Source organism: Nocardioides salsibiostraticola (assembly GCF_054783655.1).
Window position 1 is genome coordinate 148,478 of the sequence record NZ_BAAGQD010000025.1, and the last position, 19,221, is coordinate 167,698.

Below are 19,221 nucleotides of genomic sequence, written 5' to 3' on the forward strand. Positions count from 1 at the left end.
CCGGGAACCGTGTTCGCTGAGAGCGGATGCGATGAAGTCGCTTTCCGGGAACGCGTAGGCTGTCATCGGGGTTAGAACTCCCGTACCCCTCCCTCCACCCAGGACCGGGCGGGACCCCACGATCCGGGATACGCGTCAAGGAGCGATGAGCATGTTCGAGAGATTTACCGATCGAGCCCGCCGGGTGGTCGTGCTGGCCCAAGAAGAGGCCCGCATGCTCTCCCACAACTACATCGGGACCGAGCACATTCTGCTGGGTCTCATCCACGAAGGCGAAGGAGTCGCCGCCAAGGCCCTCGAGAGCCTCGACATCTCTCTGGAAGCCGTGCGCGCCCAGGTCGAGGAGATCATCGGTCAGGGCCAGCAGGCCCCGAGCGGCCACATCCCCTTCACCCCGCGCGCCAAGAAGGTGCTCGAGTTGTCGTTGCGCGAGGCGCTGCAACTCGGCCACTCCTACATCGGCACCGAGCACATCCTGCTCGGTCTGATCCGCGAGGGAGAGGGCGTCGCCGCCCAGGTGCTGCAGAAGCTCGGCGCAGACCTGAACCGGGTGCGCCAACAGGTCATCCAGCTCCTCTCCGGCTTCCAGGGCAAGGAGTCGACCGCCGCCGCGGCCGCCCAGGGCGCTGCGGGTGAGACCCCGTCGTCCTCGCTGGTCCTCGACCAGTTCGGCCGCAACCTGACCCAGGACGCCCGTGAAGGGAAGCTCGACCCGGTGATCGGTCGCGAGAGCGAAATCGAGCGGGTCATGCAGATCCTGTCGCGGCGTACGAAGAACAACCCGGTGCTGATCGGCGAGCCCGGCGTCGGCAAGACGACGGTCGTTGAGGGCCTCGCCGCCGACATCGTCCGCGGTGACGTCCCCGAGACGCTCAAGGACAAGCAGATCTACACCCTCGACCTCGGTGCCCTGGTCGCGGGTAGCCGCTACCGCGGTGACTTCGAGGAGCGCCTGAAGAAGGTCCTCAAGGAGATCCGCACCCGCGGTGACATCGTGCTGTTCATCGACGAGATCCACACCCTCGTCGGGGCCGGTGCCGCCGAAGGCGCCATCGACGCGGCCAGCATCCTCAAGCCGATGCTGGCGCGGGGCGAGCTGCAGACCATCGGTGCCACCACACTCGACGAGTACCGCAAGCACCTGGAGAAGGACGCGGCGCTCGAGCGTCGCTTCCAGCCCATCCAGGTCGCCGAGCCCTCGATCGCCAACACGATCCTGATGCTCAAGGGTCTGCGGGACCGCTACGAGGCGCACCACCGGGTGACGATCACCGACGAGGCGCTCGTGGCCGCCGCCACGCTGGCCGACCGCTACATCTCCGACCGCTTCCTGCCGGACAAGGCCATCGACCTGATCGACGAGGCCGGCTCGCGACTGCGGATCCGTCGGATGACGGCGCCCGCCGACCTGCGCGAGTACGACGACAAGATCGGTGAGGTCCGCAAGCGCAAGGAGGCCGCCATCGACGGTCAGGACTTCGAGGCCGCAGCCCGGCTGCGCGATGAGGAGAAGCAACTGATCCTCAAGAAGTCCGAGCGTGAGAAGGCATGGCGCGCGGGCGACATGGATGAGGTCGCCGAGGTCGATGAGGAACTCATCGCCGAGGTGCTCGCCGTGGCGACCGGCATCCCGATCGTGAAGCTCTCCGAGGAGGAGTCGACCCGACTGCTCAAGATGGAGGACGAGCTGCACAAGCGCGTCATCGGTCAGGAAGAGGCCGTTCGCGCCCTCTCCCGGGCGATCCGGCGTACCCGTGCCGGTCTGAAGGACCCCAAGCGTCCCGGTGGTTCCTTCATCTTCGCCGGCCCCTCGGGTGTCGGTAAGACCTGGCTGTCCAAGACTCTCGCCGAGTTCCTCTTCGGCGACGAGGACGCCCTGATCCAGCTCGACATGTCGGAGTTCGCCGAGAAGCACACCGTCTCGCGTCTCTTCGGTTCGCCTCCGGGCTACGTCGGCTACGAAGAGGGCGGCCAGCTCACCGAGAAGGTGCGCCGCAAGCCGTTCTCCGTTGTCCTCTTCGACGAGGTCGAGAAGGCGCACCCGGACATCTTCAACAGCCTGCTGCAGATCCTGGAAGAAGGTCGCCTGACCGACTCTCAGGGCAGGGTCGTGGACTTCAAGAACACCGTGATCATCATGACCACGAACCTCGGAACCCGCGACATCGCCAAGGGCGTCAACCTGGGCTTCCAGTCCAACGACACCATCGGCGACTACGAGAAGATGAAGACCAAGGTCAACGACGAACTCAAGCAGCACTTCCGTCCTGAGTTCCTCAACCGAGTCGACGAGACGATCGTCTTCCCGCCGCTCAACATGGAGCAGATCGTGGCCATGGTCGACAACATGATCGCCTCGGTCGAGCTGCGGATGCGCGACCGCGACATGCGCATCGAGTTGACCCAGCCGGCCAAGAACCTCTTGGCCTCGCGCGGCTTCGACCCGGTCCTGGGTGCGCGTCCGCTGCGCCGCACGATCCAACGCGAGATCGAGGACGTGCTCGCCGAGAAGATGCTCTACGGCGAAGTCGGCCCGGGGCAGATCGTGTTGGTCGGCGTTGACGGCGACGGCCCCAAGGCCTCCTTCACCTTCGAAGGTCAGAAGATGGGCGAGATGCCGGACATGCCTCCCTTGGAGGCCGCCGAGGTCGCCGCCGGAATCGAAGCGCTCGAGGACGACGGCCCGCCGGACGTCCCCAAGGCGCCCGGTACGGGCACCGAAGGTGGCTCCGAGGCCACCGCGGACTGAATCCGTCTCACACCCTGACGGCTGTCGTCTCCCCCGGGAGGCGGCAGCCGTTCGGCGTTTGGCGGCACCGGGTGGTGGTGAGTGAGGGTGTCGAATGAGGCGCCCGAACGACGCCGTACTCACCGCAACCCTGGCCCAACCCGACTCGGTACGCCGACCAGCGGCACTAGGGTGGACTCCATGATCATCAGCGCCAGCACGGTCAAGGACACCCTGCCCAACGTGCAGCGGTTCGTGGCCGGGAACCTCGCCGGCGGGATCGACCACCTCGTGGTCTTCCTCGACGCGGGGGACTCCGATTGCCCGGGCGTGCGGTCCTGGCTGGAGGAGCAGACGCACGTGACCTGCATCCGCACCGACAAGTCCTGGTGGCACGGAGAAAGGCCCGCGGAGCTGAATGTCCGGCAGCGGATCAACGCCAACGTCATCAAGGCGGTCGCCTCGACGGTCGAGTCGGTCGAGTGGGTCTTCCACCTCGACGCCGACGAGGTCGCCCAGATCGACCGAGGTGTGCTGGCCAGCGTTCCGGACGAGACCCAGGTGGTGACGCTGGCGCCGCTGGAGGCGGTCAGCCGTCAATACTGGGACGGTGATCCGACCTGGTTCAAGCGGAAGCTCTCCAAGGCCGAGCTGACCCTGCTGGAGACCCTCGGGGTCATCGATCGAGCGCACAACGGGGCGTACTTCCACGGCCACGTCGACGGCAAGTCCGGCGTACGCCCCGGCACCGACCGGTGGTTGACCCTCCATCACGGAGTAGATGCCCAGGGCGAGGAGTTGCCGACCTTCAAGGACCCGGCGCTGAGCCTGCTGCACTACGAGTCCTACTCCGGTGAGGACTTCGTGCGGAAGTGGACCTCCATCCTGTCCGCCGGCCCGATGGCGAACTTCCGACCAGGTCGGGAGCCGACCGCGGTCGCACTGCGCGCCCTGATCGGTCTGGGCCTTTCCGCGGAGGAGGCAGCGCCGTTCTTCCGGCGGATCTTCGAGCGCACCACGGAGGACGACTTCGAGACCCTGCGCGACCTCCGTCTGCTCGTCGAGGTCGACCCGCTGCAGGGTTCGCACGAGCCCGCCCCGTGGCCCGGGGATGACGAGCAGCGTTTCGCCGACGCGCTCGCGGCCATCGCCGGGGTTTCCAAGCGACCCTTCCATCCGGGCACTCCTGCGGCGGAGGTCGACAAGATCCTGGCTGAGGCCGGGACGGGGGCCGGCATCGCGAGGGTCAAGGCAGGGCGTAGCTTCCTGCGTCGGTCCTGACGACCAGCCGGTCCTCGATCAAGCTCGCCAAGCATCGCACCCGCTGACCCTCGTCGGCCCAGACTACGTCCAGCCGCACCGCGGGTACGTCGCCCGGGGAGTCGCGCAGCACCGCCAGCAACCGTCCCCGACACTGGCGATCCGTTCCCGCCCAGGTCTGCGCCTTCCGCGGGGGTCCGTCGTACGCCGGGTAGCCGGCAGCCCGCCAGGCGCACCGATCGGCGATCGGGCACTCGGAGCAGACGGGTTTGGCCGCGGTGCAACGCAGCGCACCCAGCTCCATCACCGCCACGGCCCAGGTGGCGGCCGTGGCCGCGTCGGCTGGCAACAACGAGGTGGCCAGGTCTCGCTCGGCGCGATTGACGGCCGTCGCCGGGAACTCCACGCCACCGACGGCGCGGGCGAAGACCCGTCGCACATTGGTGTCGAGCACTACGTGCCGGCGGCCGTAGGCAAAACTCGCGATGGCCGCAGCGGTGTAGTCACCCACACCCGGGAGATTGATCAGGTCGTCGTAGTCGGCGGGCACCACACCCCCGTGGTCGGCCACGATCGCGGTGGCCGCCGCGTGCAGGCGCAGCGCGCGTCGTGGGTACCCCAACCGGCCCCAGGCGCGCACCGCCTCCCCGGTCGGTTGGGCCGCCAGATCTGCCGGGGTGGGCCACGCCTCCAGCCAGGCCTCGTGCACCGGCAGCACCCGCTTGACCGGGGTCTGCTGGAGCATGAACTCCGAGACCATCACCGACCAGGCGGAGGCTGCGGTGCCCCGCCACGGCAGTTCGCGGGCGTGGTCGTCGTACCACTCCAGGATGGGTTCGAGCAGGTCGTTCATCGTCGCCGATCCTCTCGCGGTGTGGCACCACCAGAGATCACCGGGGTCTGACTACCCTTGCTCACCATGTCGACCATGACCCGGGGCCCGCTCCCTTCAGGGGTCTATTGGCGACGGCGTGGCTTCGCCGTCCTGCTCGCGATCACCCTGGTCTTCGTCATCGCCCGGGTGCTGAGCGGGGGCAGTGACGCCTCCGACGGGGTCGCCGCAGGCCAGGAGACCGCCCAACAGGTCGCCGCCGAACCCACCCCCGCGGCCACCACCTCCGGCAACCCGGGACAGGGCAAGAAGAAGAAGAAGAAAGCGGTGGCGACGCCCACGCCCCTGGCCGAACCCAGCGGACCCTGCATCGACGCCGACCTCGTGGTCACCCCGCTGGTGCCAGAAGCGATCGCCGGGTCCGGGGTGCCCATCGTGCTCCAGTTGCGCACGAACTTCGCCGAGGCCTGCACCTGGGAGGTTTCGGCGAATCACGTGACCGTCAAGATCACCTCGGGCGACGACGATGTCTGGTCGACCCTGGACTGCCCGGGCCCGGTGCCGGTCGAGGACGTGGTCGTACGCCGCGACGTGACGTCGACCGTAGGCCTGGTCTGGGGGGCCAAACGCTCGGACGACGACTGCTCCGCGTTGACGGACTGGGCCCTGCCCGGCACCTACCAGGTGGTGGCCGCAGCGTTCGGGGGCGAGCCGACCGACGCAACCTTCGAGCTGGAATCACCCAGCCCGGAGATCATCGTCACCACGCCCAAGCCCACCCCGAACAAGAACACGCAGAAGAACAAGAACAAGAAGAAGCAGAACTAGACGTAGCGCTCCAAGATCGTGGACTCCGCCAACCGGGTGAGCCCTTCGCGCACGCTGCGGGCCCGTAGCTCGCCGACGCCCTCCACGATCTGCAGGTCCTCGGCGCCCGCCGAGAGCAGCTTTTGCAGGGTGCCGAAGTGGTCGACCAGCCGCTCCACGACGCTCGTGGGCAGGCGGGGCACCTTGGCCAGCAGGCGGTAGCCGCGCGGGGAGACCGCCCCGTCGAGGTGCTCGGCGGTGCCGATGCCCAGCACCAGTGCCGAGGAGGCCGGGTCGACCAACTCGGTCGGGGTCAGCGCTTCGAGGCGGGCCAACAGTTCGGCGGGACTCTTCGCCCGAGGCCCGGCCGGGACGTAGTCGCGAATCACCAGCTCTCGCTCCCGGTCGACGCCGGTAATGAGTTCTTCGAGCTGGAGGGAGAGCAGTCGGCCGTCCGAACCGAGCTCGAGCACGTAGTCCTCGATCTCCCGGGCAATGCGGGTCACCATCTCGAGGCGTTGGGCCACGACCGCGACGTCGCGCACGGTGACGAGGTCCTCGATCTCCAATGCCGACAGGGTGCTGGAGACCTCGTCCAACCGCATCTTGTAGCGCTCCAGGGTGGCCAGGGCCTGGTTGGCGCGGGCCAGGATCTGCCCGGACCCCTCGAGGACCTTGCGGGTGTCCCCGACGTACGCCGCGATGATCTGCATCGACTGCGACACCGAGATGACCGGGAAGCCGGTCTGCTTGGCCACTCGCTCAGCGGTCCGGTGGCGGGTGCCGGTCTCCTCCGAGACGATCGTGTGATCGGGCATCAGATGGACCGCGGCCCGCAGGATCCGGACGTTGTCGCCGTCCAGGATGATCGCGCCGTCCATCTTGGCCAGTTCTCGCAGGCCGGTGGCGGTGAAGGGTACGTCGAGTTCGAACCCGCCGGTCGCGATCTGTTCCACGACCTTGTCGTGTCCGATGACGATCAGGGCTCCGGTGCGCCCGCGCAGGATCCGTTCGAGGCCGTCCCGCAGGGCGGTTCCCGGCGCGATCCGAGCGAGGGTCTCGCGAAGACGCAGCGCATCGTCGGGGCGGTCGGTGCCGGGCACGGCTCTCCTCGGGTGATGGTGGTGTCAGGGCGAGTGTAGGCCCGTCGCCGGTCCACCGGCTCGCACTACCCGGCTGGACATCACAACTAGCCGTCCTCGCCGACCTCCACGACCTCGAGGGCGTGCTTGGTGCGTTGGGTCAGGTGCAGCAGATGGAGGGCCGACCGGATGTCGTGGGCCTCGATGACGCGCATCTTGTCGACCATCCGATCGGTGCGAACCGACCGGACACCGCGCAGCCCGGGTTCTGCGGGAACGACAGCGGTGGTGAATCCCAGTCGGGCCGCCTCGCTGAGTCGCTGCGGGAGATCTCGGACCCGGCGTAGATCGCCGGCCAACCCGATCTCGCCCATCGCCACCACACCGGAGGGTGGAGCGGAGACGAACAGTGAGGAGGCCAATGCGATGGCGAGAGCCAGGTCGCTGGCCGGGTCGGTCAATCGGGCCCCTCCGACGGTGGAGGCGAACACGTCGTGGCTGTGAAGACGGATCCCGCAGTGTTGTTGGAGCACCGCGAGGACCATGGCCAGTCGGGACCCGTCCAAACCCGAGGTGGTGCGGCGGGGGCGCTCGCTGGGAGAGACGGCGACCAGCGCCTGCACCTCGGCCAGCATCGGCCGGCGGCCCTCCATCATCAGGGCGACGCAGGTGCCGGGGATCCGTTCGTGGGTGTGCTCCACGAAGAGCCCGGAGGGGTCGGCGACCGCGACGATGCCCTCCGGGCCCAGGTCGAAGCAGCCCATCTCGTCGACCGGGCCGAATCTGTTCTTCACCGCCCGCAGCATCCGGAAGCGGGAGTTGCGGTCCCCCTCGAAGTGCAGCACGACGTCGACGAGGTGTTCCAGCACCCGAGGCCCCGCGATGGAGCCGTCCTTGGTCGCGTGACCGACGAGGATCGTGGTGATGTTGCGCGTCTTGGCCACCCGGATCAAGGCAGCGGCGGCCTCCTTGACCTGGGTCACCCCACCGGGAACCCCGTCGACCCCTGCCACGCTGATGGTCTGGACGGAGTCGACGACCAGCAGGGTCGGTCGGACCTCCTCGATGTGGGTGAGTACGGCGCCCAGATCCGTTTCGGCGGCCAGGAACAACTCGTCGTGGACCCCGCCGGTCCGGTCGGCGCGCAACCGCACCTGGGAGGCGGACTCCTCGCCGGTGACGTAGAGGGTGCGCTGCTTGGCCTGCGCGGTCCGCGCCGCGACCTCGAGGAGCAGGGTGCTCTTCCCGACGCCGGGCTCGCCGGCCAGCAGCAACGCCGCGCCGGGGACGAGCCCGCCGCCCAGGACGCGGTCCAGCTCCGAGACGCCGCTGGCGCGGAAGGAGGAATCGTTGACCGAGACCTCACCGATCGGCACCGCAGCGGTGGTGACGGGTCCGGCGGCGGTGCGACTGGTGGGGGCGGCCGCCTCCGCGACCGAGCCCCACGACTGGCACTCGCCGCACCGGCCCACCCACTTGCCCGTGGTCCAGCCACATTCGGAGCAGGTGTAGGCCGGACGGCTGGCACGATTCGAGGGCTTCGACATGTCCAGCACGTTAGAGGACAGCACCGACACTGCCGCAGAATCCGTGGTGCGGGGGTGCGGTTGGAAGGGTTTCAGTGTTGAATACCTGGAACGTTCCAGCAGCACGGAGGACTGCTGGCGCGGTTGAACGACAGGGGAGTGGTGGGTGTGTCACGGATGCCTCCTGTCGCAACCACCCTCGCGGACGTGGCCGAGCGGGCCGGTGTCTCGCGCCAGACCGTGTCGAATGCGGTCAACAACCCGGACCTCCTGCGCCCCGAGACGCTCACGAGGGTCCAGGCCGCGATCGACGCGCTGCACTATCAACCGAACCGGGCTGCGCGGAACCTGCGTACCCGTTCCTCCCACCTGATCGGTCTGCGGATCAACCCGGTGCAGGAATTCACCGCCAACGCCGTGATCGACCGCTTCGTCCACGCACTGGTGGAGACCAGCAGCGAGGCCGGCTACCACGTGCTGCTCTTCGGCGGTGACAGCGCCGACGGAGCGAAGACGGGTGACCCGATGACCGGGTACGACGACCTCCTGAGCACCAACAGTGTCGATGCTTTCGTGGTCACCAACACCCACTTCGGGATACCCGAGACGTCGCTCCTGGCCCGTCGGCGAGCCCCGTTCGTGGCCTTCGGCCGGCCGTGGGAGGACCCGGGCGCGCGACACCCGTGGATCGATGTGGACGGCGCCGCCGGGATCGAGTTGGCCACGAACCACCTGCTCGACAAGGGTCACGAACGCATCGCGTGGCTCGGGTGGCGCAAGGGCGCATGGCTCGGAGAGGACCGCAGATCGGGGTGGAGCCGGGCGTTGCGGGCACGTGGCCTGCCGACCTCGGGGCTGGCCTCGCGGGTCGAGGACACGGTGCGCAGCGGTCGGGAGGCCAGCCACGCGTTGCTCGACGCGTCCCGCAGCAGATGTCCCACAGCCTTCGTCTGTGCCTCGGACACCCTGGCGATGGGGGTTCTGCAGACCCTCGCCGAACGCGGCCTGCACCCCGGCAAGGACATCGCGGTCGTCGGCTTCGACGACTCCCAGGTCGCCCAGGTAGTGCACCCCGGTCTGACCTCGGTCCGACAACCCCTCGAAGCTGTGGCGGCCGAGACGGTCAAGGCGCTGGCGGGCCTGCTGACGGCCCCCTCGGTCAACAGCGGCGGGCTGCTCCTCGCCCCGACCCTGGAGATTCGCGGCTCCAGCTGAGGGTCAGTGGCGTTTGGACCACACGTTGACGGCGTAGTCGATCTCGAGACCCACGTGTTGGGCCAGGACGCTGTGGGCCACCGCTGTGGGCAACTCGATGTGCACCACCGACTCCAGATCCGAGCGACTGGTGAACCGCCACCCCATGTCGACCGAGGTTCGGGTCCACCCACGGGTGGCCCAGAAGCGCTCGATCTCCTTCGCCGTGGGTAGGTGCGGATATCCCCGACGGAACCATCCCCCGAAGGTCGATCGGGAGGAGTCGTTGTCGATCACGACCGAGGTACCCCCCCGGCGTACGACGCGGTCCAACTCGGCCAGGCCGGGTTCGCACCCGGGGCCGAAGAAGTAGGCCCACCGCACGTGCACGGTGTCCACCGAGGCATCCTGGAGCGGAATCTCCTGGGCGGTCCCGGACATTAGCGTCACGTTGGTCAGAGCTCGCGTCCGCCGCGCGGCCAGTTGCAGGAGATCCGGGTGGGGTTCCACGCCGACGACCGAGTGGGCCCGGGCCGCGAAGCTCGGGAGGTGGAAACCGGTGCCGCAACCCAGGTCGAGGACGGTGCCCGTCCAGTCGGCCGGTGCGGGAAGATGCTCGAGCACGTGGGCCAGTTGGCCGTCCGGGTCGACGGCGTGGTTCTCGATCTCGTAGGTCTCGGGAGTGCGCCAGATGTTCGGGCTCGGGATGGCTCCGCGGGCCGGGGTGCCGCGAGTCGGACCAGGACTCAGATCCGCACCAGACCGTGGGGCGTCTGGACCGTTGCGGCCAAGACACCCGGGGTGCCGTTCGGTGCGACCCACTCGACCTTCACGTCCTCGAGCGGAGATTCCACGCTTTCGCCCAGCCATTCGCTGACGCGATGTGGATCTCCCGCAATCTCCAGCGAGCACAAGGAGAACCCGGCGTCGGCGCCCGCGGAGGGGTGCAGTTCGGGGCTGGTCTCCCACTCGATGAAGAAGGGGAGTTGGGGATCGGCCATCAGACCCTGGACGCCGATCTGCTGCCAGAGCAGTTCGGTGCCGTCGGGACGGTGCCGGTTGCCCTTCACCGCTTCGCGGCCCAGGCGTTGCTCCACGACGTCGATGTCGTCCACGGCCACGACCCAACCGAGCCAACCCCCGCCGGCCGCGGAGCGCGCCCGGACGGCCTGGCCGAACGGTGCCTTGTCCGAGGCCGGGTGGTCGAGCACCTCGACGATCTCGAGGTAGGTGTGATCGGCCAGCGGGAGGATCATGTTGCGGGTGCCGAAACGCGGGTGGACGCCGCCGTCGACGAACGAACAGCCAAGCAGAGCCCCGATGCGCTCGGCGGTGTTGGCCAGTCCATCGGGGCCGGCGGCGAACGAAAGATGATCGAGGCGCATGACTCATTGTCAGCACGAGGAGTGCGGCCCGTGACACGGGGGTCGGGGTCTCTCGATATCGAGAGACCTCGGTGGTGAACAGGGTCCGCGGGTCAGAGACCTCTTACCGAAGGGCCCCTCAACGGGGGTCGGCGGGGTGCAGGGCGAGCACCGATCGAGACCGGACGTGAGCCTCACAGTGACGCACCAGTTCGTCGTACGCGGCTCGTCCCATCAGCTCGGTCAGTTCGGCGGCGTGGGTGAGGAAGACCGGCTCCGCGGCCACGTGTGCCTCGGTGTTGCCCGAGCAGTACCAGTCGAGGTCGTGGCCGCCAGCGCCCCATCCGCGTCGGTCGTACTCGCCGATCGACACCTCGGTGTAGGTCCGGCCGTCCTGCTCCTCGACCTCGCGGAAGGTACGCCGGATCGGCAGTTGCCAACACACATCCGGTTTGGTCTCCAACGGGTTGCGACCCTGCTGGAGCGCCAACAGGTGCAGGGCGCACCCGGCGCCCTCGGCGAAGTCGGTGCGGTTGTGGAACACGCAGGCCTGCTGCCCGTCGACCTCGATCGTCAGGGTCTTGCGGTCACCCTCGTCGTCGGTCTCGATCCAGTCGCTCTTCTTGACCTTCCCGCTGGTGCGGTCGGGTTTGAACTGCCACTGGGCCGGGGTGAGTTGATCGACGAAACCCTTGACGCGGGCCTCGTCCTCGTCGTCGGCGAAGTGCGCTCCCAGGGTGCAGCACCCGGTGTCCGGCGACGTGTCGTAGATGCCCGCGCACCCCTGCCCGAAGATGCAGGTGTAGGCCGAGGTCAACCACGTCAGGTCACACCGCATCACCTCGGACTCGTCGGAGGGGTTGACGAACTCCACGTAGGCGCGGGGGAAAACCAGGTCGACTTCGGGCATGCGCGCACAGTAGTCGGCTCCGGGACGACGCCCACCCTCGCGGAGGGTCGGGGGAGCGAGAGTGCAGTGTCGGCGGCGTCGTGCAGAGTCATCGCACGACGCACCCACACCAGGAGGACCGATGTCACACACTCATCACGCCATCGACTACATCGAGATCAACGTTCCCGACGAGGCCGGGTTGGTGGGAGCGAAGGCCTTCTACGGCTCCGTCTTCGGCTGGGAGTTCACCGACTACGCGCCGGTCTACGCCGGGATCCGCGATCCCAGCGGAGCCGAGGAGGTCGGCGGGCTGAACGTCGGTGGTGAGATCTCCACCGGAAGCCCGCTGGTGCTGCTCTGGTCGGAGGATCTCGACGCCAGTGCGCAGGCGGTCCGCGACGGAGGTGGCGAGGTGACCCAGGGGCCCTACGCCTTCCCGGGCGGCCGTCGCTTCCACTTCGCCGACCCCAGCGGCAACCAACTCGGCGTCTGGTCCTCGGCCTAGTCCCTCGGACCGCCACAGGCTCACCAACGGTCTGGACCACCGGCCTCGTGACGGTCCGCCCCGAGCCGGTTGTGTCGGTCAGCGCCCCGGTCTGCCGTACCGTGGGGTCATGCGGTTGGGCGTCCTCGACATCGGGTCGAACACAGGCCACCTCTTGGTGGTCGATGCCCACAACGGCGCCGCCCCCCTTCCGGCCTCTTCGCACAAGCAACCCCTGCGCCTGGCCGAACACCTCGACGAGGCCGGTGAGGTCACTCAGGCCGGGATCGATGCCCTGACCGCCTTCACCGCCGAGGCGCTGGTGGTCGCCGAGGAGAAGGGGTGCGAGGACATGTTGTCCTTCGCCACCTCCGCGGTGCGTGACGCCGGCAACTGTGACCAGGTCCTGGGTCACGTCCGGGAAGAGACCGGGGTCGAGATCTCGGTCCTCGCCGGGGAAGACGAGGCCCGCCTGACCTTCTTGGCCGTACGCCGCTGGTTCGGCTGGTCGGCCGGTCGATTGGCGGTCTTCGACATCGGAGGTGGGTCCCTGGAGATCGCCTCCGGCAGTGACGAGGCTCCCGACGTCGCCTGGTCCCTGCCCCTGGGTGCAGGGCGGTTGGCTCGTCAACACTTCCAGCACAAGCCGGACGAAGCCGAACTGAAGACGCTGCGCAAGCACATCCGCACCGAGATCGCCCGCGATGCCGGCCACCTGCTGCGCGGCGGACGCCCCCAGGGAGCGGCCGCGACCTCGAAGACCTTCCGGTCACTGGCGCGCATCTGTGGTGCCGCGCCCTCCGCAGACGGTCCGTTGGTACGCCGTGAGCTGAGGTTGGACGACCTGCGGGACTGGATTCCGAAGTTGGCCCGGATGTCGCCCGAGGAACTCGCGGACCTGCCCGGGGTTTCGGCCGGTCGCACCCATCAGATCGTTCCGGGGTCCCTGGTCGCCGAGGCGTGCATGGACATCTTCGACCTGCCCAGCCTGGACATCTGCCCCTGGGCCCTGCGCGAAGGTGTCATCCTCGAACGCATCGACCAGCTGGGGAGCTGAGCACGTGACGGGTACCGGACCCGATCGCCCCCGGGTGGGATTGTCGACGTCGTCGGTCTACCCCGAGTCCACCGCCCATGGCTTCGCCTACGCGTCCTCGATCGGCTACGACTCGGTCGAGGTGATGGTGGGGATCGATGCCCTGTCCCAACAGATCAGCGCCGTCAAGCAGCTCTCCGAACACCACGGCGTGCCCATCAGCGCGGTCCACGCGCCGTGCCTGCTCTTCACCCAGCGGGTGTGGGGAACCGAGCCGTGGGGCAAGCTCGAACGGTCTGCCGAGATGGCGCTCGAGGTGGGCGCCGAGGTGGTCGTCGTGCACCCGCCGTTCCGTTGGCAGAAGGACTACGCCGCGGGCTTCGTCGAGGGCATCGCGGCGTTGGAGAACTCCACGGGCATCAAGTTCGCGGTGGAGAACATGTACCCCTGGCGGGCCTCGTCCAAGCGGGGGATCGAGATGTACCTCCCGGGTTGGGATCCCTCCGGGGAGCCCTACGCCAACACCACCATCGATCTGTCCCACGCCGCGATCGCCGCCTCGGACCCGATCGAGATGGCCCAACGCCTGGGCCCCCGGCTGCGGCATATCCACCTGACCGACGGGTCGGGGTCGGCCAAGGACGAACACCTGGTCCCCGGTCGGGGGATCATGGGAGCGGCTCCGTTCCTCAACCACCTGTTCGCCGCCGGCTTCGACGGCCAGATCATCTTGGAGATCAACACGCGCCGCTGCGGCAACAGGGAGGAACGCGAGGCGGACCTGCGGGAGTCGCTGGAGTTCGCACGCACGCACTTCGGCGTACCGTGAGGGTCTGACGCTCGTAGTGGTCCAACGCAGCCGGGAGGTGAGCGCGCGATGACGGTGGTGGTCTCCGCCCTGGTCGTCGATCGTGGCTCCCGTCGCGTGCTGGACGGCCTCGACCTCGAGATCGAGTCCGGGGTCACCGGTCTGTTGGGACCGTCGGGCTGCGGCAAGTCGACGCTGATGCGCTGCCTGGTCGGCGTCCAGCGGATCGTCTCCGGGTCCGTGACGGTGTTCGGTGCTCCGGCGGGGAGCGCGAGACTTCGCTCCCGCGTCGGCTACGTCACCCAGTCCTCGAGTGTGTACGACGATCTCACTGTCGAAGAGAACCTTCGGTTCTTCGCCCGGATCCTCGGCGTGAACCGGCAGTCGGTGGAGCGGACCATCGAGGCGGTGGACCTCGGATCGCACTCCGCTCAGGTGGTGGGACGACTCTCCGGAGGTCAACGCTCACGGGTCAGCCTGGCCGTCGCGCTGCTGGCCGACCCGGACCTGCTGGTGCTCGATGAGCCCACCGTCGGCCTGGACCCGGTGTTGCGCGCCGATCTCTGGTCGCTGTTCCATCGGTTGGCGGACCAGGGAAAGACGGTGCTCGTCTCCAGTCACGTCATGGACGAGGCTGAGCGGTGCGATCGGCTCCTGCTCATGCGCGAGGGCGCGATCCTGGCCGACGACACTCCGGCGTTGATCAAACAGGCAGCGGGGGCGGCCACCATCGAGTCGGCCTTCCTGTCGCTGGTGGGCGACGAGCCAAGCGGACGGGAGTCGGGGGCATGAGTCCCAGAGTCACGGTGGCCATCACGGTCCGGGTCCTGGCGCAACTGCGTCGCGACCCCCGCACCGTGATGCTCCTCCTGGCCGTGCCCACGCTGCTGATCACCCTGATGTGGTGGATGTTCGACGCCACCGAGGGGGACACCTTCAACCGCATCGGGCCGCCGCTGATGGCGGTCTTCCCCTTCACGGTGATGTTCCTGGTGACGAGCGTGACCACGCTGCGTGAACGCACCAGCGGGACGCTGGAGCGGCTCCTGACGATGCCGATGGCCAAGTTGGATCTCCTGGTGGGCTACGCCGTCGCGTTCGGTCTGGTGGCCGCGGTGCAGTCCACGATCACGGTCGCCGTGGCCGTGGGTCTGCTCGACCTCCAGATCGTCGGATCGGTCTGGCTCCTGCTGGCGGTGGCGATCGCCGACGCCGTACTCGGCACGGCCCTCGGCCTGCTGGTCAGCGCCTTCGCGGCAACCGAGTTCCAGGCGGTTCAGTTCATGCCGGCCGTGGTCATCCCCCAGATCCTGTTGTGTGGCCTGATCGTGCCCCGCGACGAGTTGCCCCGGACCCTGGGCCGGATCAGTGACGTACTCCCGTTGTCCTATGCCACCGACGCCATGAACCACGTCCGGGTGTCGACGAGCGCCAGCGAGGTCTGGCCCGAGCTCGCGGTGGTCGTGGGCTTCGCCCTGGCTGGTCTCGCTCTGGGTGCCGCGACCCTGCGGCGGCGTACTCCTTGACCCGTCGCTGACCCATCGCTGGCCCGGTTCCCTCCCCGCCCGAGGAGTCGGCGACGTCCGGTCGTGCCTCCGGGTTACGGTTTCTTCATGTCCCTGCTCCGTGCTCCGCTGCTACTCGCGTCTCGCAGTACCGCAGTGAAACGTCTCGTCGCCGCCATGCCGGTGTCCGCGGGGATCGTGCGCAGCCACGTGCCCGGGGAGACCATCGACGACGCGGTCGCCGCCACCGCCGAGCTGATCGGCCACGGACTCGAGGTGACCCTCGACCATCTGGGGGAGGACACCCTGGACCAGGCTCAGGCCGACGCAACGGTCACGGCGTACGCCGACCTGCTGCGAAGGCTGTCCGACGAGGGTCTGTCCCGGCGGGCCGAGGTGTCGCTGAAGCTCACCGCGGTCGGCCTGTCGATCGAGCCCCACGGCCACAAGATCGCCCTCGAGAACGCCCGCACGGTCTGCCGGGCCGCCCGCAACGCCGGCACCACGGTGACCCTCGACATGGAGGATCACACGACCACCGACTCGACCCTGGCGATCCTGCGGGACCTGCGCAAGGACTTCCCCGAGACCGGAGCGGTCCTGCAGGCCTACCTGCACCGCACCGAGGACGACTGCCGGGCGTTGGCCTACGAGGGGTCGCGGGTCCGGCTCTGCAAGGGCGCGTACGCCGAGCCGGAGGAGGTCGCCTATCAAGACCGGATCGAGGTCGACAAGTCCTACGTCCGGTGTCTGAAGGTGCTGCTGTCCGGTGAGGGCTACCCGATGATCGCGACCCACGACCCCCGGATGATCGAGATCGCCTCGTCCCTGGCCAGTCGTTACGGCCGGGCGATGGGGACTTACGAGTTCCAGATGCTCTACGGCATCCGTCCCGACGAGCAGACCCGACTGGTCGCCACGGGTGAAACCGTGCGGGCCTACGTCCCCTACGGCACCGAGTGGTACGGCTACCTCATGAGAAGGCTCGCGGAGCGACCGCGGAACCTGACATTCTTCCTCAGGTCACTGATCTCCAAGAAGTAGAAGGGCCTCCCTCATGTCTGGCACCCCGTTCGGTACGTCGACGAAAGCCACCGGCATCATCGGCGCCGGCGTGATGGGTGAGACCCTCCTGTCGGGCCTGGTCCGCGCCGGACGTCGCGTCGACAACCTGTTGGTGGGGGAGAAGCGCGCCGAGCGGGCCCGCGAACTCGAGGACCGGTACGGCGTCGCGGTCGTCTCGAACGTCCAGGCCGCCGCGCAGGCGGACACCCTCGCGCTGGTGGTCAAGCCCCAGGACATGGCCGATGTGTTGGCCGAGATCTCCGGGTCCCTGCGTCCCGGTCAGCTCCTGGTCTCGCTGGCGGCGGGAATCACCACCGACTTCATCGAGGCACGGGTTCCCGAAGGGGTGGCCGTCGTCCGCGTCATGCCCAACACCCCCGCCCTGGTCGACGAGGGCATGGCCGCCATCTCGCCGGGCACCCACTGCTCGGAGTCACAACTGGCCGAGGCCGAATCGCTGATGTCCTCGGTCGGCAAGGTCATCCGGATCCCCGAACGTCAGCAGGATGCCGTCACCGCGATCAGCGGCTCCGGTCCGGCGTACATCTTCTTCGTGGTGGAGTCGATGATCGAGGCCGGCGTCCACCTCGGCCTGCCGCGCACGACCGCCTCGGAGTTGGTCATCCAGACGTTGGTGGGGTCGGCCAAGATGCTCAAGGAGACCGGCACGCACCCCGCCATACTCCGCGAGCAGGTCACCTCGCCCGGTGGGACCACTGCTTCGGCGCTGCGGGAGTTGGAGATCCACAAGGTGCGGGCGGCCTTCCTGGCCGCCATGGAGGCCGCGCGGGACCGCTCGCGCGCGCTCGCCGAAGGCAACTGACGCCCCTGGGGTCGGGTGCGACACTGGCGGACATGACTTCCACCCCCTCCGAATCCCCGTCTGACACTCCGACCGACTCGCAGCCCGATGTCCGCTTCTGGTTCGACCCGGTGTGTCCGTTCGCCTGGATGACCAGCAAGTGGGTCCGGATGGTGCAGGAGCAACGCGACTACGAGGTGGAGTGGCGCTTCATCTCCCTGCGCCTGCTGAACAAGCACATCGACTACGACGCGCACTTCCCGCCGGAGTACGAAGCCGGTCACACCGGAGGCCTGCGGTTGCTGCGGGTGTGCGCGCACGTCCGCGACGAGTACGGCTCCGAGATGATCGAGAAGCTCTACCCGGCGATCAGCAAGCGGATCTTCGACGTCGACCCGGTCGAGGTCTCGCCCGAGGAGCAGCCGGCCCGGACCCGGGAGATCGTCATCGCCGCGCTCGAGGAGTGCGGGCTGCCGGTGGAGCTGGCCGAGCACCTCGACGACGAGAGCCGTGATGAGCAGATCCAGGCCGAGACCGACGAGGCCCTCGGACTGACCGGCAAGGACGTCGGCACCCCGATCCTGCACATCGCCCCACCCGAGGGCGCCGCGTTCTTCGGCCCGGTCATCAGTCGCCTGCCCAGCGAGGACGAGGCGGCCGAGTTGTGGGACCACGTGGTCGGCCTGGCCACCTTCCCCGGCTTCGCCGAACTCAAGCGCAGCCTGCGCGAGCTGCCCCAGCTGCGAGCCCTCGGCGTATCCGAGGACGAGGCCGGGGTGGCCGAGGACTGGCACGGAGGCAGCCGCCGCCAGAAGAAATAACTGAGGTAGTCCCTGACGTTTGTGCGACTCCGTCCGGCGTTTCGTCGCAGAAACGTCAGGGACTATCCCGGTGGGGGACGGGTGGCATGCTGGCGGGCATGGACATCTACCGCACCCCCGACGACCGGTTCGCCGACCTGCCCGACTTCGACTACGCACCGTCGTACGTCGAGGTCGCCGATCCCGATGGTGCCGAGGGTCAGACCCTGCGGATGGCGTACGTCGAGGCCGGTCCGGCTGACGGGCCGGTGGCTCTCCTGCTCCACGGTGAGCCCACCTGGTCGTTCCTCTACCGCCACGTCATGCGGGTGCTGGCCGACGCCGGGATCCGCTCGATCGCGCCGGACCTGATCGGCTTCGGCCGCTCGGACAAGCCCCTGGCCACCACCGACCACAGCTACGCCCGCCACCTCGAGTGGCTGCGCGAGCTGGCCTTCGACCACCTCGACCTCTCCGAGGTGACCCTGGTCGGTCAGGACTGGGGCGGCCTGCTCGGGTTGCGCCTGGTGGCCGAGAACCCGGACCGCTTCGCCCGCGTGGTGGCGGCCAACACCGGCCTGCCGACCGGCGACTTCGACATGCCCGAGATCTGGTGGATGTTCCACAACGCCGTCCAGGAGGCCGAAACCCTCGACATCGGCCGGTTCGTCGCCGCCGGATGCACCCGGGGTCTGAGCGACCCCGATCGGTTGGCCTACGACGCACCCTTCCCCGAGGAGAGTGCCAAGGCCGGTCCCCGGGTGATGCCGACCCTCGTCCCGACCTCGACGCAGGACCCGGCGACGAAGGCCAACCGGGCCGCCTGGGAGGTGCTCAGCACCTGGGAGAAGCCCTTCCTGACCCCCTTCAGCGACGGGGACCCCATCACCGGGGCGATGGCCCCGATCATGCGCAAGATGATCCCGGGGGCCGCCGCTCTGGAGCACCCGACCGTCGAGAACGCCGGGCACTTCCTCCAGGAGGATGCGGGCGACGAACTGGGCCGCATCGTGGCCGACTTCATCAGGCGCTGAGG

The 19,221-nt window shown here is 68.5% G+C and carries 19 protein-coding genes; 13 read left to right on the plus strand and 6 right to left on the minus strand.

What is annotated here, in order from left to right:
- Positions 1-151: 151 nt before the first annotated feature.
- Complete coding sequence (locus tag ACYVLV_RS12980) at positions 152-2,749, plus strand: ATP-dependent Clp protease ATP-binding subunit (RefSeq protein WP_460810513.1); 2,598 nt, start codon at positions 152-154, stop codon at positions 2,747-2,749.
- Between the two features lie 180 nt (positions 2,750-2,929).
- Complete coding sequence (locus ACYVLV_RS12985; protein ID WP_460810514.1) at positions 2,930-4,009, plus strand: glycosyltransferase family 2 protein; 1,080 nt, start codon at positions 2,930-2,932, stop codon at positions 4,007-4,009.
- On the opposite strand, the gene ACYVLV_RS12990 is transcribed toward ACYVLV_RS12985, so the two are convergent.
- Positions 3,975-4,841, minus strand: a complete 867-nt coding sequence (locus tag ACYVLV_RS12990) for an HhH-GPD family protein (protein WP_460810516.1) — start codon at positions 4,839-4,841, stop codon at positions 3,975-3,977. The genes ACYVLV_RS12985 and ACYVLV_RS12990 overlap by 35 nt on opposite strands.
- Positions 4,842-4,907: 66 nt before the next feature.
- On the opposite strand from ACYVLV_RS12990, the gene ACYVLV_RS12995 reads away from it, so the two are divergent.
- Entirely contained in the window at positions 4,908-5,648 is a 741-nt protein-coding gene (locus ACYVLV_RS12995; RefSeq protein ID WP_460810517.1) for a hypothetical protein, read from the plus strand.
- Here ACYVLV_RS12995 and disA read toward each other — a convergent pair.
- A complete protein-coding gene (disA, locus tag ACYVLV_RS13000) occupies positions 5,645-6,730 on the minus strand; it encodes a DNA integrity scanning diadenylate cyclase DisA (RefSeq protein WP_460810519.1) in 1,086 nt (361 codons plus the stop codon). The genes ACYVLV_RS12995 and disA overlap by 4 nt on opposite strands.
- 86 nt (positions 6,731-6,816) lie before the next feature.
- Positions 6,817-8,256, minus strand: coding sequence for a DNA repair protein RadA (gene radA / locus ACYVLV_RS13005; RefSeq protein ID WP_460810520.1), 1,440 nt, complete (start codon positions 8,254-8,256; stop codon positions 6,817-6,819).
- Between the two features lie 156 nt (positions 8,257-8,412).
- Here radA and ACYVLV_RS13010 point away from each other — a divergent pair, with 156 nt between their 5' ends.
- Positions 8,413-9,450, plus strand: coding sequence for a LacI family DNA-binding transcriptional regulator (locus ACYVLV_RS13010; protein ID WP_460810521.1), 1,038 nt, complete (start codon positions 8,413-8,415; stop codon positions 9,448-9,450).
- A gap of 3 nt (positions 9,451-9,453) precedes the next feature.
- On the opposite strand, the gene ACYVLV_RS13015 is transcribed toward ACYVLV_RS13010, so the two are convergent.
- The 3 genes from ACYVLV_RS13015 to ACYVLV_RS13025 all read right to left on the minus strand — a co-directional run bounded on the left by ACYVLV_RS13015 (position 9,454) and on the right by ACYVLV_RS13025 (position 11,703).
- Positions 9,454-10,251 carry a class I SAM-dependent methyltransferase gene (locus ACYVLV_RS13015; protein WP_460810523.1) on the minus strand — a complete coding sequence of 266 codons (798 nt, stop codon included), beginning with the start codon at positions 10,249-10,251 and terminating at the stop codon, positions 9,454-9,456.
- The gene (locus tag ACYVLV_RS13020) at positions 10,176-10,814 is read right to left on the minus strand and encodes a VOC family protein (RefSeq protein WP_460810524.1); all 639 of its coding nucleotides are present in this window, start codon (positions 10,812-10,814) and stop codon (positions 10,176-10,178) included. The genes ACYVLV_RS13015 and ACYVLV_RS13020 overlap by 76 nt, the downstream gene beginning before the upstream one ends.
- 118 nt (positions 10,815-10,932) lie before the next feature.
- Positions 10,933-11,703, minus strand: coding sequence for a hypothetical protein (locus tag ACYVLV_RS13025; protein ID WP_460810525.1), 771 nt, complete (start codon positions 11,701-11,703; stop codon positions 10,933-10,935).
- Positions 11,704-11,824: 121 nt separating this feature from the next.
- Here ACYVLV_RS13025 and ACYVLV_RS13030 point away from each other — a divergent pair, with 121 nt between their 5' ends.
- From ACYVLV_RS13030 to ACYVLV_RS13070, 9 genes are all read left to right on the plus strand, one after another.
- Positions 11,825-12,190 (plus strand): VOC family protein, encoded by a 366-nt coding sequence (locus ACYVLV_RS13030; protein ID WP_460810526.1) that lies wholly within the window; start codon positions 11,825-11,827, stop codon positions 12,188-12,190.
- A 109-nt stretch (positions 12,191-12,299) separates the two neighbouring features.
- The gene (locus ACYVLV_RS13035) at positions 12,300-13,226 is read left to right on the plus strand and encodes a Ppx/GppA family phosphatase (protein WP_460810527.1); all 927 of its coding nucleotides are present in this window, start codon (positions 12,300-12,302) and stop codon (positions 13,224-13,226) included.
- 4 nt (positions 13,227-13,230) lie between these two features.
- Positions 13,231-14,034, plus strand: coding sequence for a sugar phosphate isomerase/epimerase family protein (locus ACYVLV_RS13040; RefSeq protein ID WP_460810528.1), 804 nt, complete (start codon positions 13,231-13,233; stop codon positions 14,032-14,034).
- 48 nt (positions 14,035-14,082) lie between these two features.
- On the plus strand, positions 14,083-14,805 hold the full coding sequence (locus ACYVLV_RS13045) for an ABC transporter ATP-binding protein (protein ID WP_460810530.1): 723 nt from the start codon (positions 14,083-14,085) through the stop codon (positions 14,803-14,805).
- Positions 14,802-15,539 (plus strand): ABC transporter permease, encoded by a 738-nt coding sequence (locus ACYVLV_RS13050; protein ID WP_460810533.1) that lies wholly within the window; start codon positions 14,802-14,804, stop codon positions 15,537-15,539. Before ACYVLV_RS13045 ends, ACYVLV_RS13050 begins: the two co-directional genes overlap by 4 nt.
- An 87-nt stretch (positions 15,540-15,626) precedes the next feature.
- Positions 15,627-16,562: a proline dehydrogenase family protein gene (locus tag ACYVLV_RS13055; protein WP_460810535.1), complete on the plus strand. Its 936-nt coding sequence runs from the start codon at positions 15,627-15,629 to the stop codon at positions 16,560-16,562.
- A 13-nt stretch (positions 16,563-16,575) separates the two neighbouring features.
- Entirely contained in the window at positions 16,576-17,406 is an 831-nt protein-coding gene (proC, locus tag ACYVLV_RS13060) for a pyrroline-5-carboxylate reductase (protein WP_460810536.1), read from the plus strand.
- 32 nt (positions 17,407-17,438) lie between these two features.
- Positions 17,439-18,206, plus strand: a complete 768-nt coding sequence (locus ACYVLV_RS13065) for a mycothiol-dependent nitroreductase Rv2466c family protein (RefSeq protein WP_460810538.1) — start codon at positions 17,439-17,441, stop codon at positions 18,204-18,206.
- A gap of 98 nt (positions 18,207-18,304) precedes the next feature.
- Positions 18,305-19,219, plus strand: a complete 915-nt coding sequence (locus ACYVLV_RS13070) for a haloalkane dehalogenase (protein ID WP_460810540.1) — start codon at positions 18,305-18,307, stop codon at positions 19,217-19,219.
- Positions 19,220-19,221: the final 2 nt, after the last annotated feature.

What these genes read in the sequence shown, in the direction of transcription:
- ACYVLV_RS12980 (WP_460810513.1), top strand. Translation starts at nt 152, where the DNA reads ATGTTCGAGAGATTTACCGATCGAGCCCGCCGGGTGGTCGTGCTGGCC.
- ACYVLV_RS12985 (WP_460810514.1), top strand. Translation starts at nt 2,930, where the DNA reads ATGATCATCAGCGCCAGCACGGTCAAGGACACCCTGCCCAACGTGCAG.
- ACYVLV_RS12990 (WP_460810516.1), bottom strand. Translation starts at nt 4,841, where the DNA reads ATGAACGACCTGCTCGAACCCATCCTGGAGTGGTACGACGACCACGCC.
- ACYVLV_RS12995 (WP_460810517.1), top strand. Translation starts at nt 4,908, where the DNA reads ATGTCGACCATGACCCGGGGCCCGCTCCCTTCAGGGGTCTATTGGCGA.
- radA (WP_460810520.1), bottom strand. Translation starts at nt 8,256, where the DNA reads ATGTCGAAGCCCTCGAATCGTGCCAGCCGTCCGGCCTACACCTGCTCC.
- ACYVLV_RS13010 (WP_460810521.1), top strand. Translation starts at nt 8,413, where the DNA reads ATGCCTCCTGTCGCAACCACCCTCGCGGACGTGGCCGAGCGGGCCGGT.
- ACYVLV_RS13020 (WP_460810524.1), bottom strand. Translation starts at nt 10,814, where the DNA reads ATGCGCCTCGATCATCTTTCGTTCGCCGCCGGCCCCGATGGACTGGCC.
- ACYVLV_RS13025 (WP_460810525.1), bottom strand. Translation starts at nt 11,703, where the DNA reads ATGCCCGAAGTCGACCTGGTTTTCCCCCGCGCCTACGTGGAGTTCGTC.
- ACYVLV_RS13030 (WP_460810526.1), top strand. Translation starts at nt 11,825, where the DNA reads ATGTCACACACTCATCACGCCATCGACTACATCGAGATCAACGTTCCC.
- ACYVLV_RS13035 (WP_460810527.1), top strand. Translation starts at nt 12,300, where the DNA reads ATGCGGTTGGGCGTCCTCGACATCGGGTCGAACACAGGCCACCTCTTG.
- ACYVLV_RS13045 (WP_460810530.1), top strand. Translation starts at nt 14,083, where the DNA reads ATGACGGTGGTGGTCTCCGCCCTGGTCGTCGATCGTGGCTCCCGTCGC.
- ACYVLV_RS13050 (WP_460810533.1), top strand. Translation starts at nt 14,802, where the DNA reads ATGAGTCCCAGAGTCACGGTGGCCATCACGGTCCGGGTCCTGGCGCAA.
- ACYVLV_RS13055 (WP_460810535.1), top strand. Translation starts at nt 15,627, where the DNA reads ATGTCCCTGCTCCGTGCTCCGCTGCTACTCGCGTCTCGCAGTACCGCA.
- proC (WP_460810536.1), top strand. Translation starts at nt 16,576, where the DNA reads ATGTCTGGCACCCCGTTCGGTACGTCGACGAAAGCCACCGGCATCATC.
- ACYVLV_RS13065 (WP_460810538.1), top strand. Translation starts at nt 17,439, where the DNA reads ATGACTTCCACCCCCTCCGAATCCCCGTCTGACACTCCGACCGACTCG.
- ACYVLV_RS13070 (WP_460810540.1), top strand. Translation starts at nt 18,305, where the DNA reads ATGGACATCTACCGCACCCCCGACGACCGGTTCGCCGACCTGCCCGAC.